This window comes from Arthrobacter sp. Bi26, from assembly GCF_918697925.1.
Lineage (GTDB): Bacteria > Actinomycetota > Actinomycetes > Actinomycetales > Micrococcaceae > Arthrobacter.
The window spans coordinates 19,884-36,957 of record NZ_CAKKMF010000050.1; the positions used below are offsets into that span (position 1 = coordinate 19,884).

General features: G+C 64.8%; 15 protein-coding genes and 1 pseudogene. 4 read left to right on the plus strand and 12 right to left on the minus strand.

Annotated features, from left to right (window positions below):
* Nucleotides 1-54 precede the first annotated feature (54 nt).
* The 6 genes and pseudogenes from LQV16_RS14135 to LQV16_RS14160 form a co-directional block, all read right to left on the minus strand.
* Nucleotides 55-1,172, minus strand: a pseudogene (locus LQV16_RS14135) (NAD(P)-dependent oxidoreductase).
* Entirely contained in the window at nt 1,169-2,509 is a 1,341-nt protein-coding gene (locus tag LQV16_RS14140; RefSeq protein WP_229994548.1) for an MFS transporter, read from the minus strand. The pseudogene LQV16_RS14135 and the gene LQV16_RS14140 overlap by 4 nt, the downstream one beginning before the upstream one ends.
* A 233-nt stretch (nt 2,510-2,742) precedes the next feature.
* Nucleotides 2,743-3,453, minus strand: coding sequence for a GntR family transcriptional regulator (locus tag LQV16_RS14145; protein ID WP_229994549.1), 711 nt, complete (start codon nt 3,451-3,453; stop codon nt 2,743-2,745).
* 124 nt (nt 3,454-3,577) lie between these two features.
* A complete protein-coding gene (locus LQV16_RS14150; RefSeq protein ID WP_229994550.1) occupies nt 3,578-4,648 on the minus strand; it encodes an alkene reductase in 1,071 nt (356 codons plus the stop codon).
* Nucleotides 4,649-4,726: 78 nt separating this feature from the next.
* Entirely contained in the window at nt 4,727-5,785 is a 1,059-nt protein-coding gene (locus tag LQV16_RS14155) for a 2,3-butanediol dehydrogenase (protein ID WP_229994551.1), read from the minus strand.
* Between the two features lie 145 nt (nt 5,786-5,930).
* Nucleotides 5,931-7,721 (minus strand): NAD(P)/FAD-dependent oxidoreductase, encoded by a 1,791-nt coding sequence (locus LQV16_RS14160; RefSeq protein ID WP_229994552.1) that lies wholly within the window; start codon nt 7,719-7,721, stop codon nt 5,931-5,933.
* A gap of 199 nt (nt 7,722-7,920) precedes the next feature.
* On the opposite strand from LQV16_RS14160, the gene LQV16_RS14165 reads away from it, so the two are divergent.
* Complete coding sequence (locus LQV16_RS14165) at nt 7,921-9,264, plus strand: GAF domain-containing protein (RefSeq protein WP_229994553.1); 1,344 nt, start codon at nt 7,921-7,923, stop codon at nt 9,262-9,264.
* Nucleotides 9,265-9,285: 21 nt separating this feature from the next.
* Here LQV16_RS14165 and LQV16_RS14170 read toward each other — a convergent pair whose 3' ends face one another.
* Nucleotides 9,286-10,113, minus strand: coding sequence for a hypothetical protein (locus LQV16_RS14170; protein ID WP_229994554.1), 828 nt, complete (start codon nt 10,111-10,113; stop codon nt 9,286-9,288).
* 95 nt (nt 10,114-10,208) lie between these two features.
* Nucleotides 10,209-10,871: a DUF6318 family protein gene (locus tag LQV16_RS23740; protein ID WP_356815776.1), complete on the minus strand. Its 663-nt coding sequence runs from the start codon at nt 10,869-10,871 to the stop codon at nt 10,209-10,211.
* A gap of 200 nt (nt 10,872-11,071) precedes the next feature.
* Between LQV16_RS23740 and LQV16_RS14175 the strand changes: the two genes are divergently transcribed.
* The 3 genes from LQV16_RS14175 to LQV16_RS14185 all read left to right on the plus strand — a co-directional run bounded on the left by LQV16_RS14175 (nt 11,072) and on the right by LQV16_RS14185 (nt 12,476).
* Nucleotides 11,072-11,506 (plus strand): pyridoxamine 5'-phosphate oxidase family protein, encoded by a 435-nt coding sequence (locus LQV16_RS14175; protein WP_229994555.1) that lies wholly within the window; start codon nt 11,072-11,074, stop codon nt 11,504-11,506.
* Nucleotides 11,507-11,560: 54 nt separating this feature from the next.
* Nucleotides 11,561-12,016 (plus strand): very short patch repair endonuclease, encoded by a 456-nt coding sequence (locus LQV16_RS14180; RefSeq protein WP_229994556.1) that lies wholly within the window; start codon nt 11,561-11,563, stop codon nt 12,014-12,016.
* Nucleotides 12,017-12,149: 133 nt separating this feature from the next.
* A complete protein-coding gene (locus LQV16_RS14185) occupies nt 12,150-12,476 on the plus strand; it encodes a hypothetical protein (RefSeq protein ID WP_229994557.1) in 327 nt (108 codons plus the stop codon).
* Between the two features lie 30 nt (nt 12,477-12,506).
* Here LQV16_RS14185 and LQV16_RS14190 read toward each other — a convergent pair whose 3' ends face one another.
* The 4 genes from LQV16_RS14190 to LQV16_RS14205 all read right to left on the minus strand — a co-directional run bounded on the left by LQV16_RS14190 (nt 12,507) and on the right by LQV16_RS14205 (nt 17,021).
* Nucleotides 12,507-13,916, minus strand: coding sequence for an McrC family protein (locus tag LQV16_RS14190; RefSeq protein ID WP_229994558.1), 1,410 nt, complete (start codon nt 13,914-13,916; stop codon nt 12,507-12,509).
* Nucleotides 13,909-16,140: an AAA family ATPase gene (locus LQV16_RS14195; protein ID WP_229994559.1), complete on the minus strand. Its 2,232-nt coding sequence runs from the start codon at nt 16,138-16,140 to the stop codon at nt 13,909-13,911. The genes LQV16_RS14190 and LQV16_RS14195 overlap by 8 nt, the downstream gene beginning before the upstream one ends.
* 53 nt (nt 16,141-16,193) lie before the next feature.
* On the minus strand, nt 16,194-16,517 hold the full coding sequence (locus LQV16_RS14200) for a hypothetical protein (RefSeq protein WP_229994560.1): 324 nt from the start codon (nt 16,515-16,517) through the stop codon (nt 16,194-16,196).
* Between the two features lie 72 nt (nt 16,518-16,589).
* On the minus strand, nt 16,590-17,021 hold the full coding sequence (locus LQV16_RS14205) for a thioesterase family protein (protein ID WP_229994561.1): 432 nt from the start codon (nt 17,019-17,021) through the stop codon (nt 16,590-16,592).
* Between the last annotated feature and the right edge of the window lie 53 nt (nt 17,022-17,074).

A 17,074-nucleotide genomic window follows, 5' to 3' on the forward strand; every position in this document is an offset into this window, starting at 1 on the left:
TGTTTCCTATAGGATTTACTATCTGGGGGGATGTTGTCAAGGTCACATCCCGGGTTACGCGCGCCTTGCGGTGAATGCCGCGGTTGCGAAGACCTCCGGATTCAGGACGTTGGCAGGGCGCTCCCCCGCCGCGACGGCCAGGATCGAGGCAATGGCGCTGGCCGCGACGTCCCGGGTGAAATCCTCGGTCCAGCACAGGGAATGCGGCGACAGCACCACGTTGTCCAAGGTCAGTAGCTCGTCATTGGGAAGTAGGGGTTCCGGCTCAAAGACGTCCAGGCCGGCGCCGGCGATCCGGCCGTCCCGGAGGACGTCCCGGAGGGCATCCGTGTCCACGAGCTTTCCGCGGCCGATATTGATCAGGTAGGCGCTGGGCTTCATCCGGGCCAACGCGGTGGCGTCTATCAGCTTTTCGGTCGCCGGGGTCAGTGCGGCACAGAGGACAACGTAGTCCGAGCGCTCCAGGAGCTCGTTCAGGCCCAGCAGCTCGACGCCGAGCCCGGCGGCCCCCGCATGGCGGCCGCTGCGGTTGTTGCCCACCACTTTCATCCCGAGTGGGGCCAGGCAAGCTCAGCGCCCACGCTGCCGAAGCCCACGATGCCGACCGTCTGGCCCACGAGCGGCGCGCCGCGGTAGTGCTCGCGCTGCACCCAGTCAGAGGTCCGGGTCAGCCTGTCCTTGGCCAGGAGCTTGTGCGAGAGCGCCAGGAGCAGCGTCAGCCCCGCCACCGCCAACGGCCGCCGGATCGCGTCCGGGGTGTTGGTGACAACGACGCCGGCGCGGGTGCAGGCGTCCAAATCGATGGTTTCGTAGCCGGCCCCGAACCGGGCGATCAGCCTCAGGTCCGGAGCGTGGTCCACGGTGCGTGAATCGAAAGCGATGTGTCCCAGTGACAGAACGGCCTGGACCCCGGCGAGGTCGGGCAGCGGAACCGGGTCTGTGTAGCTGGGCAGGACGTTCCAACTGATGCCATTCTCAGTGAGTCGTTGCAGCCCCAGGTCGCCGTGGATGGAGCTGCCGTCCGGCCGGGCGGCGTCGGCCGTGACGGCCACGGTGAACGGCGGGCGGGCGGTTCCCGCTGTGATGGTTTCCGCCGTGGTGGTTCCCGCCGCCGGGGCGGTCGCCGAGTTGGCGACCGCCGTCGTGGTCAATGCATTTGTTGCTGCGCTCATGCGTCGGTTCGGCTTTCTGTCTGCGTTGCTGCGGTCTTGTCCTTGATGGGTTCGCGGACCAGCACCGTGTAAGCCACGGCGGCCAGGGCCGCGATGATGCCGCCGATAACGAACGACGGCGCGTAGGAGCCGGTGGCATCGGCGATCACGCCGGTCAGCAGCGGGGCAAAGGCGCCGCCGAAGTAGCCGCCGAAGTTCTGGATGGCACCGACCGAGGCAACCTGGGAGTTATCCACGATGTCGCCGGGCATGGCCCAGGCGGCCGCCTGCATGGTGGCGACGAAGCCCAGCGCCACAGTCATGACAGCGATGGCGAGCGGAAGGGAATCCACGAACGGGATGAGGCAGATCAGGATGCCGGCCGCGACGGCGGCTACGGACATCACGTGGCGCTTGGCCAGCAGCGGATCGCGGCCTGCCTTCTTCGAGTAACGTGTCATGACCCAGCCGCCGGTGATGCCGAGGATGGCTGCGCCGAGGTACGGGACGGCGGCGAGCCAGCCGGAGCTGGCGATGCTGGCACCGCGTTCTTCCTGCAGGTAGAGCGGCAGGAAGACGATGAAGATGTTCCAGATCCAGATGACGCAGAAGAAGCCGGCCATCATGCCCCAGATTTGGCGGTGCTTGAAAAGTCCGAGCCACGAGACTTTCTTGGCGGTCAGAAGCTGGGTGGTGCGCTGGCTTTCGATGTAGTCCAGTTCCTTGGAGCTGATGCGTTTGTGCTCTTCGGGAGCGCGGTAGTAAAGGAAGAAGGCCAGCGCCAGCACGAGGCCTGCGACGCCGAGGAATACGAAGATGGCCTGCCAGCCGAAGGCGAGCATGATGGCGGTCAGGACGGGCGGCGCGATGGCGGGTCCCCATTTGGACCCGCTATCCCAGATGGCGGTGGCCTGTCCGCGCTCGGCCCGGGGGAACCAGTCAGCGGTGAGCTTGGCCGACGCCGGCCCGTTCGGGGCTTCGGTGATGCCGAGCAGGAAGCGGAAGGTGATGAACTGCCACATCTTGGTGCCGACGGCCATCAGCGCTGTCGCGATGCTCCAGCCCGCGATCGCCAGGAAGTACATCCGGCGGGCGCCCAGCTTGTCCACGAGCCAGCCCGCGGGCAGCTGGGCAAAAGCGTAGGTCCAGGAGAACACCGTGCCCAGGAGGCCAATGTCCGTGCGGGTCATTCCGAAGTCTTTGATCAGTTGCGGCGCGGCGATAGAGATCGCGCTGCGGTCCATGTAGTTGATGATGCCGGCGGCCAGCGCCCAGCCGAGGATCCACCACCGCAGATTCTTGATGGTGCGGCGTGTCGCTGACTCCTTGGGCCCTGCGGCCAAAGTTTCTGTTTGCACTCTTCACTCCCTCGTGACTCCCCATGCCGGCACCGTAGCCGTCACAATCGAAGATCCTATAGGGTCTTCTATCTACTGTGAAGGGGGTCACAAAAAAGCTTTTACAGGAGTCTGCAGCGGCCGTCCGCGGGGCTGTCCGCGGGGCCGTCCGCGGGGCTGTCCGCAGGGCCGTCCGCGGGGCTGTCCGCAGGGCCGTCCGCGGGGCCGTCCGCGGAACGGAGACGGAACGGAGTTTATTCGGCGGGAGCGTCCGCGATGGCGCGGCCGCGCACCTTCCGCACGTGCTCGGCCATGGCAGCTGCGGCCTTCTCCGGGTCGCCCGTGGAAAGCGCCTCCAGGACCGCCTGGTGCTCGGCGATGGCCTGCTCCGCGTCGGTGATGCCCACGCCGCCGAACAGGCGGAAGCGCTGGACCTGCCCGCCGAGGGCCGCATAGGCAGCCACCATGAACTGGTTGCCGGTCTGCTCCGCGATCAACCGGTGGAACCGCTCATCGGCTTCCAGATAGTCGCGGTATTCGGCAAACGACGGGCCGCGCGGCGCCTTCTTGAGGTCGGCGACAGCCCTGGCCAGCTCGGCTTGGTGCGCCGGTGTCTGCCGGGCGCACGCCAGGCGGGCATTGACGGGCTCGATGGCCAGCCGCGCTTCCATGAGTTCGGCGAAGTCCTCCCGGGTGAACATCGGCGCCACCCGGTAGCCCTTGAGCGCGACACGGCGGACCATTCCGGTGTGTTCGAGCCGGGCAAGCGCCTCGCGCACCGGCGTCGGGGAAACATCGAGCTCCCTGGCGGTGCCATCGATGCTCACAGCGGCCCCGGGTTCGAGCCGCCCGTCCATCAGTGACGCCAAAAGCTCCTCGTAGACGTGGTCGGCGAGGACCTGGCGGCTGACGGGACGGCCCGCGTAGTGGCCCTCAGGGCGACTCCCGGAGGAAGCTGGTTGCATCTTCAGATCCTATAGGACGCCGGACATGCCCATTCTTTAACGCAAAGAGTGGGCAGAACGGTGTTCTGCCCACTCTTTGTTGCCACGGCTGGACATGTCCAGCCGTGGCGGTGCTGGCGCTGCCTTAGTTCTGGTAGGCCGGGTAGTCGGTGTAGCCCTCGGGGCCGTCGGTGTAGAACGTGGCCGGATTCGCCTCGTTGACCGGCAGGCCTTCGCGCCAGCGGCGGACCAGGTCTGGGTTGGCGATGGCGGGGCGTCCGACGACGACGGCGTCAGCGTGGCCGTCTGCGACCAGTGCGGTCGCCTCGTCGCGCGTGGTGACGATGCCGAAGCCGGTGTTGATCAGGAACGTTCCGTTGAACCGTGCGCGCAGGTCCTGGACCAGCTCGCTGGTGGGGTCCTTGTGCAGGATGCTGAGGTAGGCCAGCTTCAGCGGAGCCAGAGCGTCCACGAGGTGGGCGTAGGTGGCCCGGACATCTGCTGCGTCGAGTTCGAGGGCACCCTGGACATTGTGCTCCGGCGAAATGCGGATGCCGACACGGTCCGCGCCGATGGCGTCCACCACGGCCTGGGTCACTTCAATCACGAAGCGCGCCCGGTTCTCCGGGGAGCCGCCGTAGACGTCGTCGCGCTGGTTGGCGGCCGGAGTGAGGAACTCGTGCAGAAGGTAACCGTTGGCCGAGTGAAGCTCGACGCCGTCGAATCCTGCCTCTACTGCCTTGCGGGAGGCCGTCACGAATTCCTGGACGATGCCCGGCAGTTCCTCGGTGGCCAGGGCGCGCGGGACAGGGAACGCCTTCTTGCCTTCGTACGTGCGGGTCTCGCCGTCGATGGCAATGGCACTGGGGGCGACTACCTCGTAGCCACCGGTCGTGTCCTGGTGGGTAACCCGGCCGGCGTGCATGACCTGGGCGAAGATGCGGCCGCCCTCAGCGTGCACGGCGGCTGTGACGTTGGCCCAGCCCTTGAGCTGCTCGTCGGTCACGAGCCCGGGCTGGCCCGGGAAGCCTCGGCCTGCGTGGCTGGGGTACGTGCCCTCACTGACGATCAGGCCGAGCGAGGCGCGCTGGCGGTAGTGCTCGACCACCAGCGGGCCGGGGATTCCTTCTTTGCCGGAGCGGACGCGGGTAAGCGGCGCCATGACGAGTCGGTTGGGCAGCTCCAGCTCGCCGAGGGTCATCGGGGAAAACAGCATGCGCAGTTCCTTTCACAATGGATTGGTTCATTGACGGTAACTGCACAGCGTTTGCAACTATTCCATCTGAGACTCGAATCACGACGGGTGGACGATAATCTTCACCGCAGTGTCGTTGTGGTTGATCAGCGTGTCGAACCCCTTGTCCACCAAGTCGTCCAGGGCGATTCTCCCGGTGATGAAGGGCTTCAGGTCTACTTTTCCTTCCTGGACGAGCTTGATGGCGGCTTCATGGTCGCCGCAGTATGCGATGGTGCCGCGCAGATCAATTTCCTTCAGCACCACTTTCTGCATATCCACTGTGGCCGGGTGTCCCCAGATCGAGACGTTCACGACGACCCCCGCCGGCTTCACGACGTCGAGCATCGTGTCCAACACGGCATTCACGCCGGCACATTCAAACGCCGCGTTGGCCCCCGCGCCGTTGGTCAGTTCCAGCACGCGCGCCTTGACGTCGTCGGCACTGGGGTCGAGAACGTGATCCGCGACCCCCGACGAAGCCGCCTTCTCCTTGCGGGCGGCCGACAGCTCAGTAACGATCGTGGTGATGCCGATGCCTTTGAGGACCGCGGCGGTCAGGAGCCCGATGGGTCCGGCACCCCCGACGACGGCGACGTCCCCGGCTGTGAGGCCGCTCCTGCCGACGGCGTGGTACGCCACCGCGAGGGGTTCGATAAGTGCGGCCTCGTCCAGGGGAATGTCGCCGACAGGGTGCACCCACCGGGTATCGACAACGATTTTCTCGCTCAAGCCGCCGCCACCGCCCGCCAAACCGATGAAGCCCAACTTGGTGCACAGGTTGTAGTGTCCGCTGAGGCAGGGACCGCATTCATTGCAGACGACGTACGGTTCAACGACGACGTTGTCTCCGACCGCTAGACCGGTGACACCTTCCCCAAGTTCCTCGATAGTGCCGGAGAACTCGTGTCCCAGGGTGACCGGGGCGGCCTCGTGGGTAAGCCCGTGGGGGTGGCCGGGCGGAGGGGTGAAAATGGGTCCTTCGAGGAATTCATGGAGGTCGGTGCCGCAGATACCGCACCAGGCCACGGCGATCTTCACCGTTCCCGGACGGAGTTCGGGCTCTTGAATTTCCTCGATCCGGAGATCCTCGCGGGCGTGGAATCGTGCTGCTTTCATGGGGTTTCACCTTCGGATTCCAGGCCATGGATGCGCCCGATCAGACGCATCCACGGAATGTCGTTGGTTTTCAAAGCGGGGCCGTAACCCCAGTCTGGTGGCCGTACCTGGGATTGTCACGACCCTTGTCACTCAGCGGGTGTGGTCAGCGGGTGTGGTGCGTGGGCTGCAACTCGAAGACCGGCGTCGGCAGTCCTTCCATCCTTGCCTTGAGCTGCAGCGCCAGATAGTTGGAGTAGTGGCGGCTCTGGTGCAGGTTGCCGCCGTGGATCCAAAGGTTCTCCACGTTTGTTGGCTTCCACATGTTGCGCAGTTCCCCCTCCCACGGCCCTGGATCCTTGGGCGTGTCCGATCCGAACCCCCAGCACTTGCCAACGGCGTCGGCCACCTCGGGCGAGACCAAATCAGCCAACCAGCCGTTCATCGACCCATAGCCGGTGGCGTAAATGATGACGTCGGCATCCAGTTCCGTGCCGTTGGCCATCACGACGGAGTTGCCGGTGATCTTGCTGACCTCGCCATTGGCCAGCTTGACGCGGCCGTCGATGATCAGCTGGGAGGCACCGACGTCGATGTAGTAGCCGGAACCGCGCCTCAGGTACTTCAGGAACAGGCCGGAGCCGTCAACGCCGAAGTCCAGGTCAAAGCCGGCAGCCTCGAGCTGGGAGTAGAAATCCGCGTCCCGCCGGGCCATCTCCGCATAAACAGGGATCTGGGCCTCGGGCAGAATCCGGTACGGCAGCGAAGCGAACAGCAGATCGGCTTTCTCCGTGGTGACGCCGTTGGCCAGCGCTTTTTCGGAGTACAGATCGCCGAGGGCCAAGTCCATGAGGGATTCGCTGCGGGCAATATGGGTCGAGGACCGCTGGACCATGGTGACGTCGGCCCCGTGTTCCCAGAGGTCGGCACAGATATCGTGGGCGGAATTGTTGGAGCCGATGACCACGGCCTTCTTGCCGCTCCAGTCTCCGCCGCCCGGGTGCTTGGACGAGTGGTACTGCTCCCCCAGGAAGGACTCGGCGCCGTCGAACGTGGGGACGCTGGGGTACCCCGAAACGCCTAGGGCGAAGACGAGCTGCTTGGGGCGCAGGGTGACCGGTGCGCCGTCGCGCATCACTTCCACCACCCACTCCGCCGAGGATTCATCGAAGCGGGCGTTGGTGCACTCGGTCTTGGACCAGTAGTTCAGCTCCATGATCCGCGTGTAGTTTTCCAACCAGTCGCCGATCTTGTCCTTGGCAGCGAAAACCGGCCAGTCGTCCGGGAACTTCATGTAGGGCAGGTGGTCGTACCAGACCGGATCGTGCAGGTGGAGGGACTTGTAGCGGTTGCGCCACGAGTCTCCCGGGCGCTCGTTCTTCTCGATGATGATGGTGGGCACGCCGAGCCTGCGCAGCCGCGCCCCCAGCCCGATCCCGCCCTGGCCGCCGCCGATGATGACTGTGTAGGGCTGGTCTTCGTACCCGAGGCGCGCCTCTTGCTCTTCCTTCAGTTCCAGCCAGGATTTGCGGCCCTTGGTGATTTCATGGGCGACGCCCTTCGACCGGTTGGGTCCCCTCTTTTCCTCGTATCCCTTGAGCTCCTGCATGGTGGTGAGCAGGGTCCAACATTTGCCGTTCCGGAGGCGCAGATGCGCGTAGCCGCGGGCCTGGGCGGTCTCGAAGTTCACCCAGGCCTCGGCGTTGGCGGCGTCCCCGGTGGCGTCTTCGGCGAGGGTCCAGTTGCTTGGCTGCACGTCATCCAGGGTCGCGTCGAGCATGCGTCTGATGTCTTCCTTGCCCTCAAGGGTCTTGAGGTTCCAGGTGAAGGAGACGAAGTCGCGCCAGTACGAGTCGTCGTCGAAAAGTTCAAGTGCGGCGTCCGTGTTGTGGCCGCGCAGTGCCTCATCGAACTGCGCCAACCACGCCCCGACGACGCCGTTTGGTGTCTCAGGCATGATTCCTCTTTCCGTTGCTGACAGTGGGCCGCTTCCGTTGCGTGACGCCTAGACCACGCAGTGACCCGCATCACAAGTAAAGGTGGCAGGGGGTTACAATCGGGTTACACGGAGCTCTCAAGCTGTCGGCCGGCGCGCACGGTGACCGACGGCGGCAGGGAACCGGCCGGGTGCGACGATTCGAGGGCGAGTTGGGAGAATGAGGATGCGGCAGGGCAACGGCTCCATCACGCATCCCTCAGACCTCAGGTTTTCAGCGCCGGCAGAGTACGCCCGGATACTCCGCGCGGCGCACGAGACCACCATGTCCGGCACTCCGGATTCGCACCTGTCGCCGTCGCTCATCAAGTCCTGGCAGCGTTCCCTCGCGTTGGGCATCAATCCGGACCAGCACCGTCCGCTGCACCGGCACGAAGTCTCCGAGGCACGATCCCTCAGTGCCGGCCATCGGCTGGCTGCGGTCATGCCTGCCCTGTCACAGCTGCTGGCCGATGAGACCGTGACCGGGCGCCATTTGCTCATTGTGACTGACCACGAAGGTGAAGTGCTGTGGCGCGTTGGTAGCAAACAGGCGCTGCGGCTTGCGGACTCCCTGGAGTTCGTGGAGGGTGCCGACTGGTCCGAGTCAGGGGTGGGCACCAACGCCATTAGCGAAGCCTTGGTGACCGGCGCCCCGGCGCAGCTTTTCTCGGCCGAGCACCTCGTGCGGACCCACCATGACTGGGCCTGCACGGCCTCTCCGATTCGCGACCCTTTGACCGGCCAAATCGTTGGCGTCCTCGATGTCTCCGGCCCGTTCGAGTCGGTCACGCCTGACAGCCTGCGGCTGGTGCGTTGTGGAGTGCGGCTTGCGGAGGAGCTCCTGAAATCGGCTCCGGTTCCCGACGCCGGCGTCGGGCGTTCAGGGCAGCTGACACGACGTAATGAGGGGACAGCGCGCGACGGCGGCTCCCGGGGACAGCTCATGCTGCGGCTTTTGGGGGACGAGCCGTCCGCGGCGATCGATGGCGGCAGCAGTCGCCCGCTGACACTCCGCCGTGCCGAGATTCTGGCCCTGCTGGCCTCGCGTGACCAGGGCTGGAGTGCCGATGAACTGGCTTGCGAGATCCATGGCGACGCGGGCACCGGCGCGGCGATCCGGACCGAGATGCACCGGATACGCAGCATGCTGGGCGATGTCCTGGAGGCGAACCCCTACCGATTCTCGTCAACTGTCAACGTCGTGACGGACGCCTCGGTTGTGGCAGCCCATCTTCGGGACGGCCGGGTTGCCGAGGCATTCGCGGCCTACCCGGCAAGGCTTCTCACGCGTTCGGTCAATCTGGCGATCGGGTTCATGCGCGACGAGCTCAACACGGCCGTGGGAGCGTCCGTACGCTCCAGCGGTGATGCCAGGCTGATGCTGCAGTGGTGCACGAGCGACATGGGGTCCTCCGATACCGCAACTGCTGCTGCCGCGGTGGCACTGATCGGACCGGACGATCCCCGTTGCCAGCTCGTGAGCGCCCGGATGGCGCGGGTGGACCGCGAGCTGCGAGCCTAGCCCCGAACTGCGGATTAGCGATTAGGGCGGAGGCGGGGCGACGCCGGGGCAGCCCTGGCCCTGGGGGTTCTGCAGGCAGGTATCTGCATAATTCCTGGTGATCGACCGCCAGACACTGACGGTCTGCGGCGGCGAGCTGAAGGAGCCTTGGCCCGGGATGGGAAGGGGTGGGCCTCCATTGACGGAGTATGTGCCTTGGAAATGCGTTGTCAGAACCACCGGGAAGTCGCCGGTCTGGGCGTAGACGTGGCTCGTCAAGGTCCTCTCGCCCCAGCGGTCCTGCGGCAGCGGTCCACCGGCCGCCGTTTGCGGCCCCAGCGAAGTGCCGTCGCCATAGCTCCAGCTGTACTGCACGGGCCTGGCAACGATGGCGACATCTTGGCCCAACATGTCCACGCTGAAAGTCTGCTCGGCGGCTTCCGCATAGAAATTTGTCTCAGCGCCTCTGAGAGTGTGCGGACTCGGCTGCGTAACACTGCTTCCCGAGTTGATGGGAAGTTGCTGAAATTTGGTCTGAATCTGGGCGGCAATCTGGCCCAGCACGTCCACGGGTTTCTCAAGGTAGACGCAGCGGTCCGGACGAACCGCTGACCATATGGGCGGGTCAAAAACTCGCAGTGACGTGTACCAACGAACGGGCCGCCCGTCGCGCCCTTGATCACACCGAACGGCTGCTGCCAGGCAGGGCACGTCGAAGTTGTTGTTGTTATTTATCAGGCAAAGATATTCGAATCTGTAGATGTTGGGGTCTTCCGCTATCCCGCCCGGCGCATCCACCCATACGCCGGTGTTCGCGTCGTAGCGCCACACGGACACGGTGACGCCGGTCTGGTTCCAGCCCCCTTTCACGGGAGATTCCGAAGAGTCGACTCTCGCGAATACCGGTGGCCCGGAAAGAAGAACGAGTATTGCAATGAATGAAGGAAGTCTGCTGACGATGGAACTCACCGACTCTTGGCCAAGTGCTCGACCGTAACGGCCCTCCAAGCTCCGCCTGTATACGATGCGACCATGATGTCGCCGTTCGCGGGGCCTCGCTCGGTCTTTTCGTCCAGTGTCTTGTCCGCTCGATAGTAGGACAGTGTGTCCTGATACACCTGAATCAGGACTTGGTACTCAGCTGGGCTTGACTCAATGAATTTGGTTTGCACACCCTCCACAACCATTTTTCCTCCGGCCAGCCACCTACCCTCGGAATTCCAACCTTGGACAACTTCTTTCACCCGTCCACAAGAGACGCATGTCGGACTCGACACCAATTCCAGCGGTTCGATATCTCCGGTCTCGTATGCGTAGGAGAGGGTCGTATACCAGTACCGGGCAAACGCCTCAAGTCCTTCCTTCGTCTCCGCCTTTGCAGCTTCCGGCAGCTCGGGAACCGGGACGTTCTGCGCTCTGCCGGTCGCGTCGGCCGGTTTGTAGCTGGCGGTGGGCGTCGGAGCTGCACTCGGAGTGGACGATGCTGACGGACTTTGCGAATTAGCAGGTGGAGACCCGGGCGGTGGCGTTCCGCCCCCGTTGCAAGCTGTGACCGACATCAGCGAGATCGACACCAAAGCGACCGCACAGGCTCGCCAGGGACCGGAAGACGAAGTGCGAGATGTCATGGTCAGCTACTCCCCCGATAGAAAATCAAGACGCGCGAGTCCAAACAATGCTTAAGAGTAACCGACGTCACATTTTAGACGTCAAAGTTATCCACAGCAGTGCCCAGTCTCGGAGGAAGCCCGATAGAGACCGGCAGTCTGCCCGCCATGAGTCCTTTAGCCCCTAGCCATCTCCCCATCGAGGCCAGAACAATAGGCCCATGATGTTTGAACACGCAGACGGCGATCCCATCCTCAAGCTGGACGACGAGCAATCCTGGAAGCTGATTGACAGTACAAAACACGGTAGGCTCGTGGTCACTGTCGCCGGAGAGCCCGACATCTTCCCGGTGAACTACGTGGCCAGCGGCCGGAAATTGTTCCTACGCACCGCCCCCGGCAACAAGCTCGCCGAGCTCACCATCAACTCCAAAGTGCTATTCGAAACTGATGGAATCCTGTCCGAGGAAGCGTGGTCAGTGGTCCTGCGCGGCACCGCGCGGGTACTCGATCAGTCGGCGGATATAGCTGACGCCGAGGCCCTCGGACTCAAACCGTGGGTTCCGACGTTGAAGGACTTCTACGTGGAAATTACGCCGACCTCGGTCAGCGGACGCCACTTCCAGTTCGGCGAACACCCGGAGCGGGAGATCTAACGCCCGACGGCGCCCGACGGCTGCCAACACTTGGCACCGGCCTAGACTTAAACAATGGCGGACAGGCTGACCCCGGAGCGGCGCAGCTGGAACATGTCCCGGATCCGGGGTAAGAACACGAAACCGGAAATGCTGGTCCGCAGGCTGCTGCACGCGAAGGGATACCGCTATCGCCTGCACGGCACCGCGGGTGGCGGCAAACTCCCGGGCAACCCCGATATTGTCTTCGCCGGCCGCCACAAGGTCATCTTCGTCAACGGCTGCTTCTGGCATTTCCACGACTGCCGGGTGGGACAGCACGCACCCCAAGCAAATGCCGAGTTCTGGGAAACCAAGCGCACACGGACCCGGAACCGCGACGCCGACCAGCGGATTCAGCTCGAACGCGACGGCTGGGATGTGCTCACGGTGTGGGAGTGCGAGCTGAAGGATCGATCGGCGTTGGAGCTCCGGCTGGACGCATTCCTTCGGGGCCTGCCAACGGACGAACCCACTGAGGACGCCCGATGACCAGCAGAAATCCCGCGTGTCGCAGTGCCCGCTTCCGATGCAGTCTGAACTGCCTCAGCTAATATTCGACTCCGGGGGCCTTAGGCATTATTCGGTCAGTACCACTGCGTACTGCAAACACGGGAGAGCGCACATGCCCCACTTGCTGATGTCCAGCGATGAGCCCGACATGGCTGCTACGCCAGCCGATTCCAGTCCCACGGTTCTTGAGTTCCCCCGCTTCGGCCACACCAGAAACCGGGCCGTTCGGGTCCGCCAGTTCCGCGGAGCGGACCCTGATTTGGAGCCGCTGCGCCGGCAGGCAACCTCGATCATTGACGAGGTCCTCGCGGACACCAACCCGGAAGATGCGCCCGTGCGGGAGAAACTTCGGTGGCATGTCGCGAACAACCCGGGCCAGCCGGAAAAGGCGCTCCTGGATCATCTGCGGACAGTGGCCGACCAGCAAGCATCCGCCTAGCTGGCTGAGCGGTTTAGCTGGCTGAACGATTTAGCTGGCTGACCTGTCGATACTGGCCTGCCGGAGCACTTCGCCCCAGGACTGCTGGGCAAGATCTGCCACGGAGGCCAGGATTTCCGACGGCGGCAGGGACAGATCCAGCGGGAACTCGACAATGTCGATGTCGGTATTGAGAATCCGGCGCAGCTTGATTTCCCCTGCACCCGGGTAAATAATCCACGCCGTCGGCACCCGCAAGGATGTGCAGTAGGCGAGCATCCGGTAGTGGTCGCCCGAGATGGACGCGCCGGTGTCAGCGGCGGCCTTGTACTTGGCGTCGTACACCATCACGGGCCGGCCGCCGAGGAAGTGGACGGCGTCCGGCTGGACCACAATCCGGTCCGAGTCGCGGACGGCCTCATTCAGCAGTGTGTTGTAGCGCAACCGCATTTCCCCTGGGTAGGCGGCCATGGCTTCGCGCAGCGCCGTCCCCACGAAGTCCTCGAACACCTTTGCCATGTCCACTACGAACGACGCCGACTGTTGCTTGCCGTCGCCGGCCTCCGCCGAGGCGTTCCGCAGGATCAGTTCGGCGAGCCGGAGGGCCGCGTGGTAGCGGGTGTTCATCCGGCTGGGCCGCCACTGTGGCAGCGGCGCGCCGGACTGCAGGCGCGTCACGGCGTCGAGCTTTCCCTTCAGCTGGCGCAACCGGCTAAGGACTTCGGGCCGAACGCGCGGCACTTGGGACATCCGTTCGAGCGCGGCGCGCAGAATCCGGTTCTCTGCGATGTCCTCGGTGAACTCGTCGTAGGAGACTTCCAGTGGGACCAGCATCCCCGGCCGGCGGGAAATCTGGTCCGACATCCGGATCCGGCCCTTAACGGTCCGGAGGGATTCTTCCACCATGAGGTACCCCTGCAGCACGCCGCGGCTCAGTGCACGGTCCGCAAGCTGCGCCAGGGATTCGGCCAGGGCGCTCCAAAGGTCGGTATGCTCCACCGCGGCGACCGAATCGTCCCGGAACCCCTGGTCCCCCGCGTAGCCGAGGAGGAACAGCAGCCGGTTCAGCCCGAGCCGTCCCTTCGGCCGCACCTCCAGCTGCACGGTGGGGGTCCGCACCGAGCCCACGCTGCCCACGGGTTCGATCCGGTACAGTCCCATGCCCATCGGCGAGGCTTTCGCCAGGCCGCTGGCGTTGACGTAGGCCGCAGTATCCGGATCAAGCCGCTCCACGACGCCTGCGGAGAGTTCGTCGAGGACAATGTGCCGGCAGGGCTCCGCCGCGCCGCCGCGTCCGGACAAACCCCGTCCGGACAAACCGCGCCCGGACAAACCAGATCCGGATAGGCCACGCCCGGCCGAACCGCGGTCCGATGCATTGCGGTCCAGCGCGGCCCGGTCGGCGCCACGGTCCGACGATCTGCGCTCGAGCGCTACGGTATCCCCGGCCAGCCTAGGCATTCGCCAGGCGGCCCATGAGTTGTTCCAGCCCGAACCGTTCCTCGAGCTGGGCACGGTTGAGCTGGCCGTGATAGTGCTCCTCCAGCAGCGGCATGAGCTCGTACTTCCAGATTCTGCGGAGGCCCTTGGGCGTCTGCGCAGACTTCTTCATGAAGTAAGAGGGCCCGATCATGAGGTCGCGGTCCCATTCGTCGATCGCGTTGTTCAACGCGTCAAGCAGCAGGGCCGGCGTCGTGTCCAGGTCGCGGGCCTGGAGGAAACGTAGCAGGGAGCCCTTCACGGGTTCCGTCTTCGGGTGCAGCTCGATGAAGGAGAACCGCCGCCGGATGGCCGCGTCCATCATCGCGATGGAGCGGTCGGCCGTGTTCATGGTGCCGATGATGTAGAGGTTGTCCGGCAGGGTGAACGGTTCGTTGGGGCTGTACTGGAGGTAGATGCGGTCATCGCGGTATTCGAGCAGGAAGTACAGCTCGCCGAACACCTTGGCCAGGTTCGCCCGGTTCATCTCGTCGATGATCAGGAAGTACGGTTTGCTCTCGTTGCCGGGCTTGGCAGCTTCCTCGGCGAGCCGGCGCAGCGGACCTGCCACGAGCTTGAAGGACACCTGGCCCTCGTCCGTCTTGTCCGGCCGGAAGCCCTCGAAGAAGTCCTCATAGGCGTACGACGGGTGGAACTGGACCAGCTTGACCCGCTCGTCCGTGGTGTCGCCGGCGAGCTCGGCGGCGAGGTGCTTAGCAAGGTACGTCTTGCCCGTTCCCGGCGGACCGTAGAGCACCAGCTGCCGGTTCTCCTCGAGGAGTTCTGCGATTTCCTGCAGCGGGTCCAGGTCCATGTGCAAGGACGCGGCGAACTCCGGGGTCAGGGGCCGGAAACCGTCATAGGCAGGTTCGACGGCGGCATCCGGCTCGGCGCCGTCGCCGTCCTCGGCTTCCGCTTCTGCCGGCAGGAGCGTCTCGAGCGCCTGGATCACGCGGGTGATGTCCACGATGTTGCCGGATGTGGTCAGCTGGCGCTGCACGTGGCGGGGCAGCCCGGTGACGTCGTGTTCCTCATCGAACCAGCGGACCTTGCGGCGGAGCTGGCGGTTGTCCTTGCCATGCTCCGGTTCGCCCAGGACCACGCCGATCCGGACCTTGCCCGAACTCTGGAAGAGCGCGAGGTCTCCCGGCTTCATCACGGTCAGGAAGGCGAAGACGGCGGTCTTGGTGTCCTCACGCTCCACGTAGCCGAGGTGCTTGTAGTCCTCGTCCACTGCGTTCTGGACCAGCCCGGCGGTAACGCCGGGGTCCAGCAGGCGGAGGTGTTCGACGTCGAGCGTCACCGCTTCCTCGTCCCGCCACTCCCCCAGCCGCTCGGCGTTGTCGTGGTGGGTGCGCAAAAGCCAGGCGCGGCGGCCGGGGTCGCCGACCTTCCGCCACTGGCTCACCAGCTGGCGGGAGTACCAGTCGATCCGCTGCCCGGCCTGCTGGTCCAGGTGCAGGCGGATCCTGTGGATGTCGGCGGAAATGTCCTCGTCGCTGTCCCCCTTGGCCCCGCCCACCAGGGAAGCGAAGGCGTCTCGGATCTCCTGCCGTTCAACATCGGCCACAACGGGTTCGAAGTAGCTCGGCCAGACCAGGAACTCAATGCTGCGGCGGATGGCCGGCTGGTCATCCGGGGTGCCGGCGACCAGCCGGTGGAAGGCCAGCGGATCCTTCACCGCAGCCTGGACGACGTGGGCCGGCCGCTGTGCGACGTGCTGCACGAAGCGGCAGAGCCATTTCAGGTGGTCCCAGATGGTCCAGTTGAATTCCGCGGTGCGGTCCCGGATCACGCCGTGGTCCGTCATTCCCGCGTAGAGCTCGTCCGGGAGTTCCAGCGCAGGCTCCAGCCAGGACGCCGCCTCGGCGACGCGCGCCCGCTTGACCTTCAGCGACTTGACCTCGTGGGCCAGCGGCAGCGACTGGAGGAAGAGCAGCTCCACGGCCAGTTGCTTCGCCCCGCGGGTGGCACCTTCCAGGTTCTGACGCAGGTTGGTCATCATCGGCGCTTTGGGGTCGGGAACGCCACGTTCGAGGCGTTCCAGCAACTCCGCGGCAGCCTGGACCGACCAGGTTTTGGTGCGGCCGTCCAGGGCGGACGCCTTGCCCAGCAACCCCGGGCCCAGCACAAACCACGCCGCGTCTTCTATCTCCTTGGAGATACCGAGGGCACGGTGCAGGGCAGGCTTCTTGGCTGGGGTCATACGTTCAATTTACAGGCTTAAACTGAACGCGCGCATTTAACGCCGCCCCAAAGCTACCGTCCGGTAAATCTCGCGCGGGCAGCCTGCGGGGCCGATTTCGTGGTAGGGCGGCGCTTCACACCGACGGTGAAATACGTGGCCGGGCCGATGAAGTTCACGAAGGTGGCAACCCGCCACAGCGCCTTGCTGCCCCGGATCTCCCCGGCCGGCCGCCGCGAGAGATCCCGCTGGGCAGCGATGAGCAGCGTCAGCTGAACGGTGGCCGTGACAATGGTTCCGAACCGTGCCATCGGCGAGAGTTCGCTCCACTTCTTCTTGCGTGTGTGCCTCGTGTGCATGTTCCCGTGCACGTTCTTGCCCATGTTCACAGCGACCACTGCTCCTTAAGCGTCGGGAATGAAGCGTCGGGATTGTTCATTCTAGGAGCCCCACCGGCACCGGGGTAGAGGCTATGGGACCGGGTGGGCGCGGGTGTACGGGGCCAGCCTCTCCTTCTGTTCCGGCGTCAGCCGCAGCACCCGGCCGGTTGCCTCATTGACGAAGGCCAGATGGCTCGTGGCCCGGACACAGTCCTCCCGCGTGACGGGATCCTGGACCAGATAGTGGATGTCGAAGCTGGCGCCCTTGACCGCCCCGATCCACAGCTGGACGACGGCGGGCACGTTGCGGTATTCCAGCGTCTTGACGTACCTGATCTTGTGCTCGACCACGAGCGCCAGCGTCCCTTCCGGGATTTCGTTGAAGAGCGACACCAGGGGTTCGGTTCCCGGTAGCCCTGGACCCTGGGGCGGGCCGAACGCCGCGATCCGCGCTTCCTCCAGGATCCGGACAATCTGGACGTTGTTGATGTGCCCATAGGCATCCATGTCGCTCCAGCGCATCGGCACCTCCACCTCGAGGCGCCGAGGCTCCATGCCTGCACTCTCCCCGGGGG

Bases quoted from the DNA above. Each gene is read 5' to 3' on its own strand.
- LQV16_RS14180 (WP_229994556.1), top strand. From the start codon at position 11,561: ATGGCGGACAGGCTGACCCCGGAGCGGCGCAGCTGGAACATGTCCCGG.
- LQV16_RS14190 (WP_229994558.1), bottom strand. From the start codon at position 13,916: ATGCCTAGGCTGGCCGGGGATACCGTAGCGCTCGAGCGCAGATCGTCG.
- LQV16_RS14205 (WP_229994561.1), bottom strand. From the start codon at position 17,021: ATGCGCTGGAGCGACATGGATGCCTATGGGCACATCAACAACGTCCAG.
- LQV16_RS14160 (WP_229994552.1), bottom strand. From the start codon at position 7,721: ATGCCTGAGACACCAAACGGCGTCGTCGGGGCGTGGTTGGCGCAGTTC.
- LQV16_RS14145 (WP_229994549.1), bottom strand. From the start codon at position 3,453: ATGCAACCAGCTTCCTCCGGGAGTCGCCCTGAGGGCCACTACGCGGGC.
- LQV16_RS14155 (WP_229994551.1), bottom strand. From the start codon at position 5,785: ATGAAAGCAGCACGATTCCACGCCCGCGAGGATCTCCGGATCGAGGAA.
- LQV16_RS14150 (WP_229994550.1), bottom strand. From the start codon at position 4,648: ATGCTGTTTTCCCCGATGACCCTCGGCGAGCTGGAGCTGCCCAACCGA.
- LQV16_RS14195 (WP_229994559.1), bottom strand. From the start codon at position 16,140: ATGACCCCAGCCAAGAAGCCTGCCCTGCACCGTGCCCTCGGTATCTCC.
- LQV16_RS14185 (WP_229994557.1), top strand. From the start codon at position 12,150: ATGCCCCACTTGCTGATGTCCAGCGATGAGCCCGACATGGCTGCTACG.
- LQV16_RS14165 (WP_229994553.1), top strand. From the start codon at position 7,921: ATGAGGATGCGGCAGGGCAACGGCTCCATCACGCATCCCTCAGACCTC.
- LQV16_RS14175 (WP_229994555.1), top strand. From the start codon at position 11,072: ATGATGTTTGAACACGCAGACGGCGATCCCATCCTCAAGCTGGACGAC.
- LQV16_RS23740 (WP_356815776.1), bottom strand. From the start codon at position 10,871: ATGACATCTCGCACTTCGTCTTCCGGTCCCTGGCGAGCCTGTGCGGTC.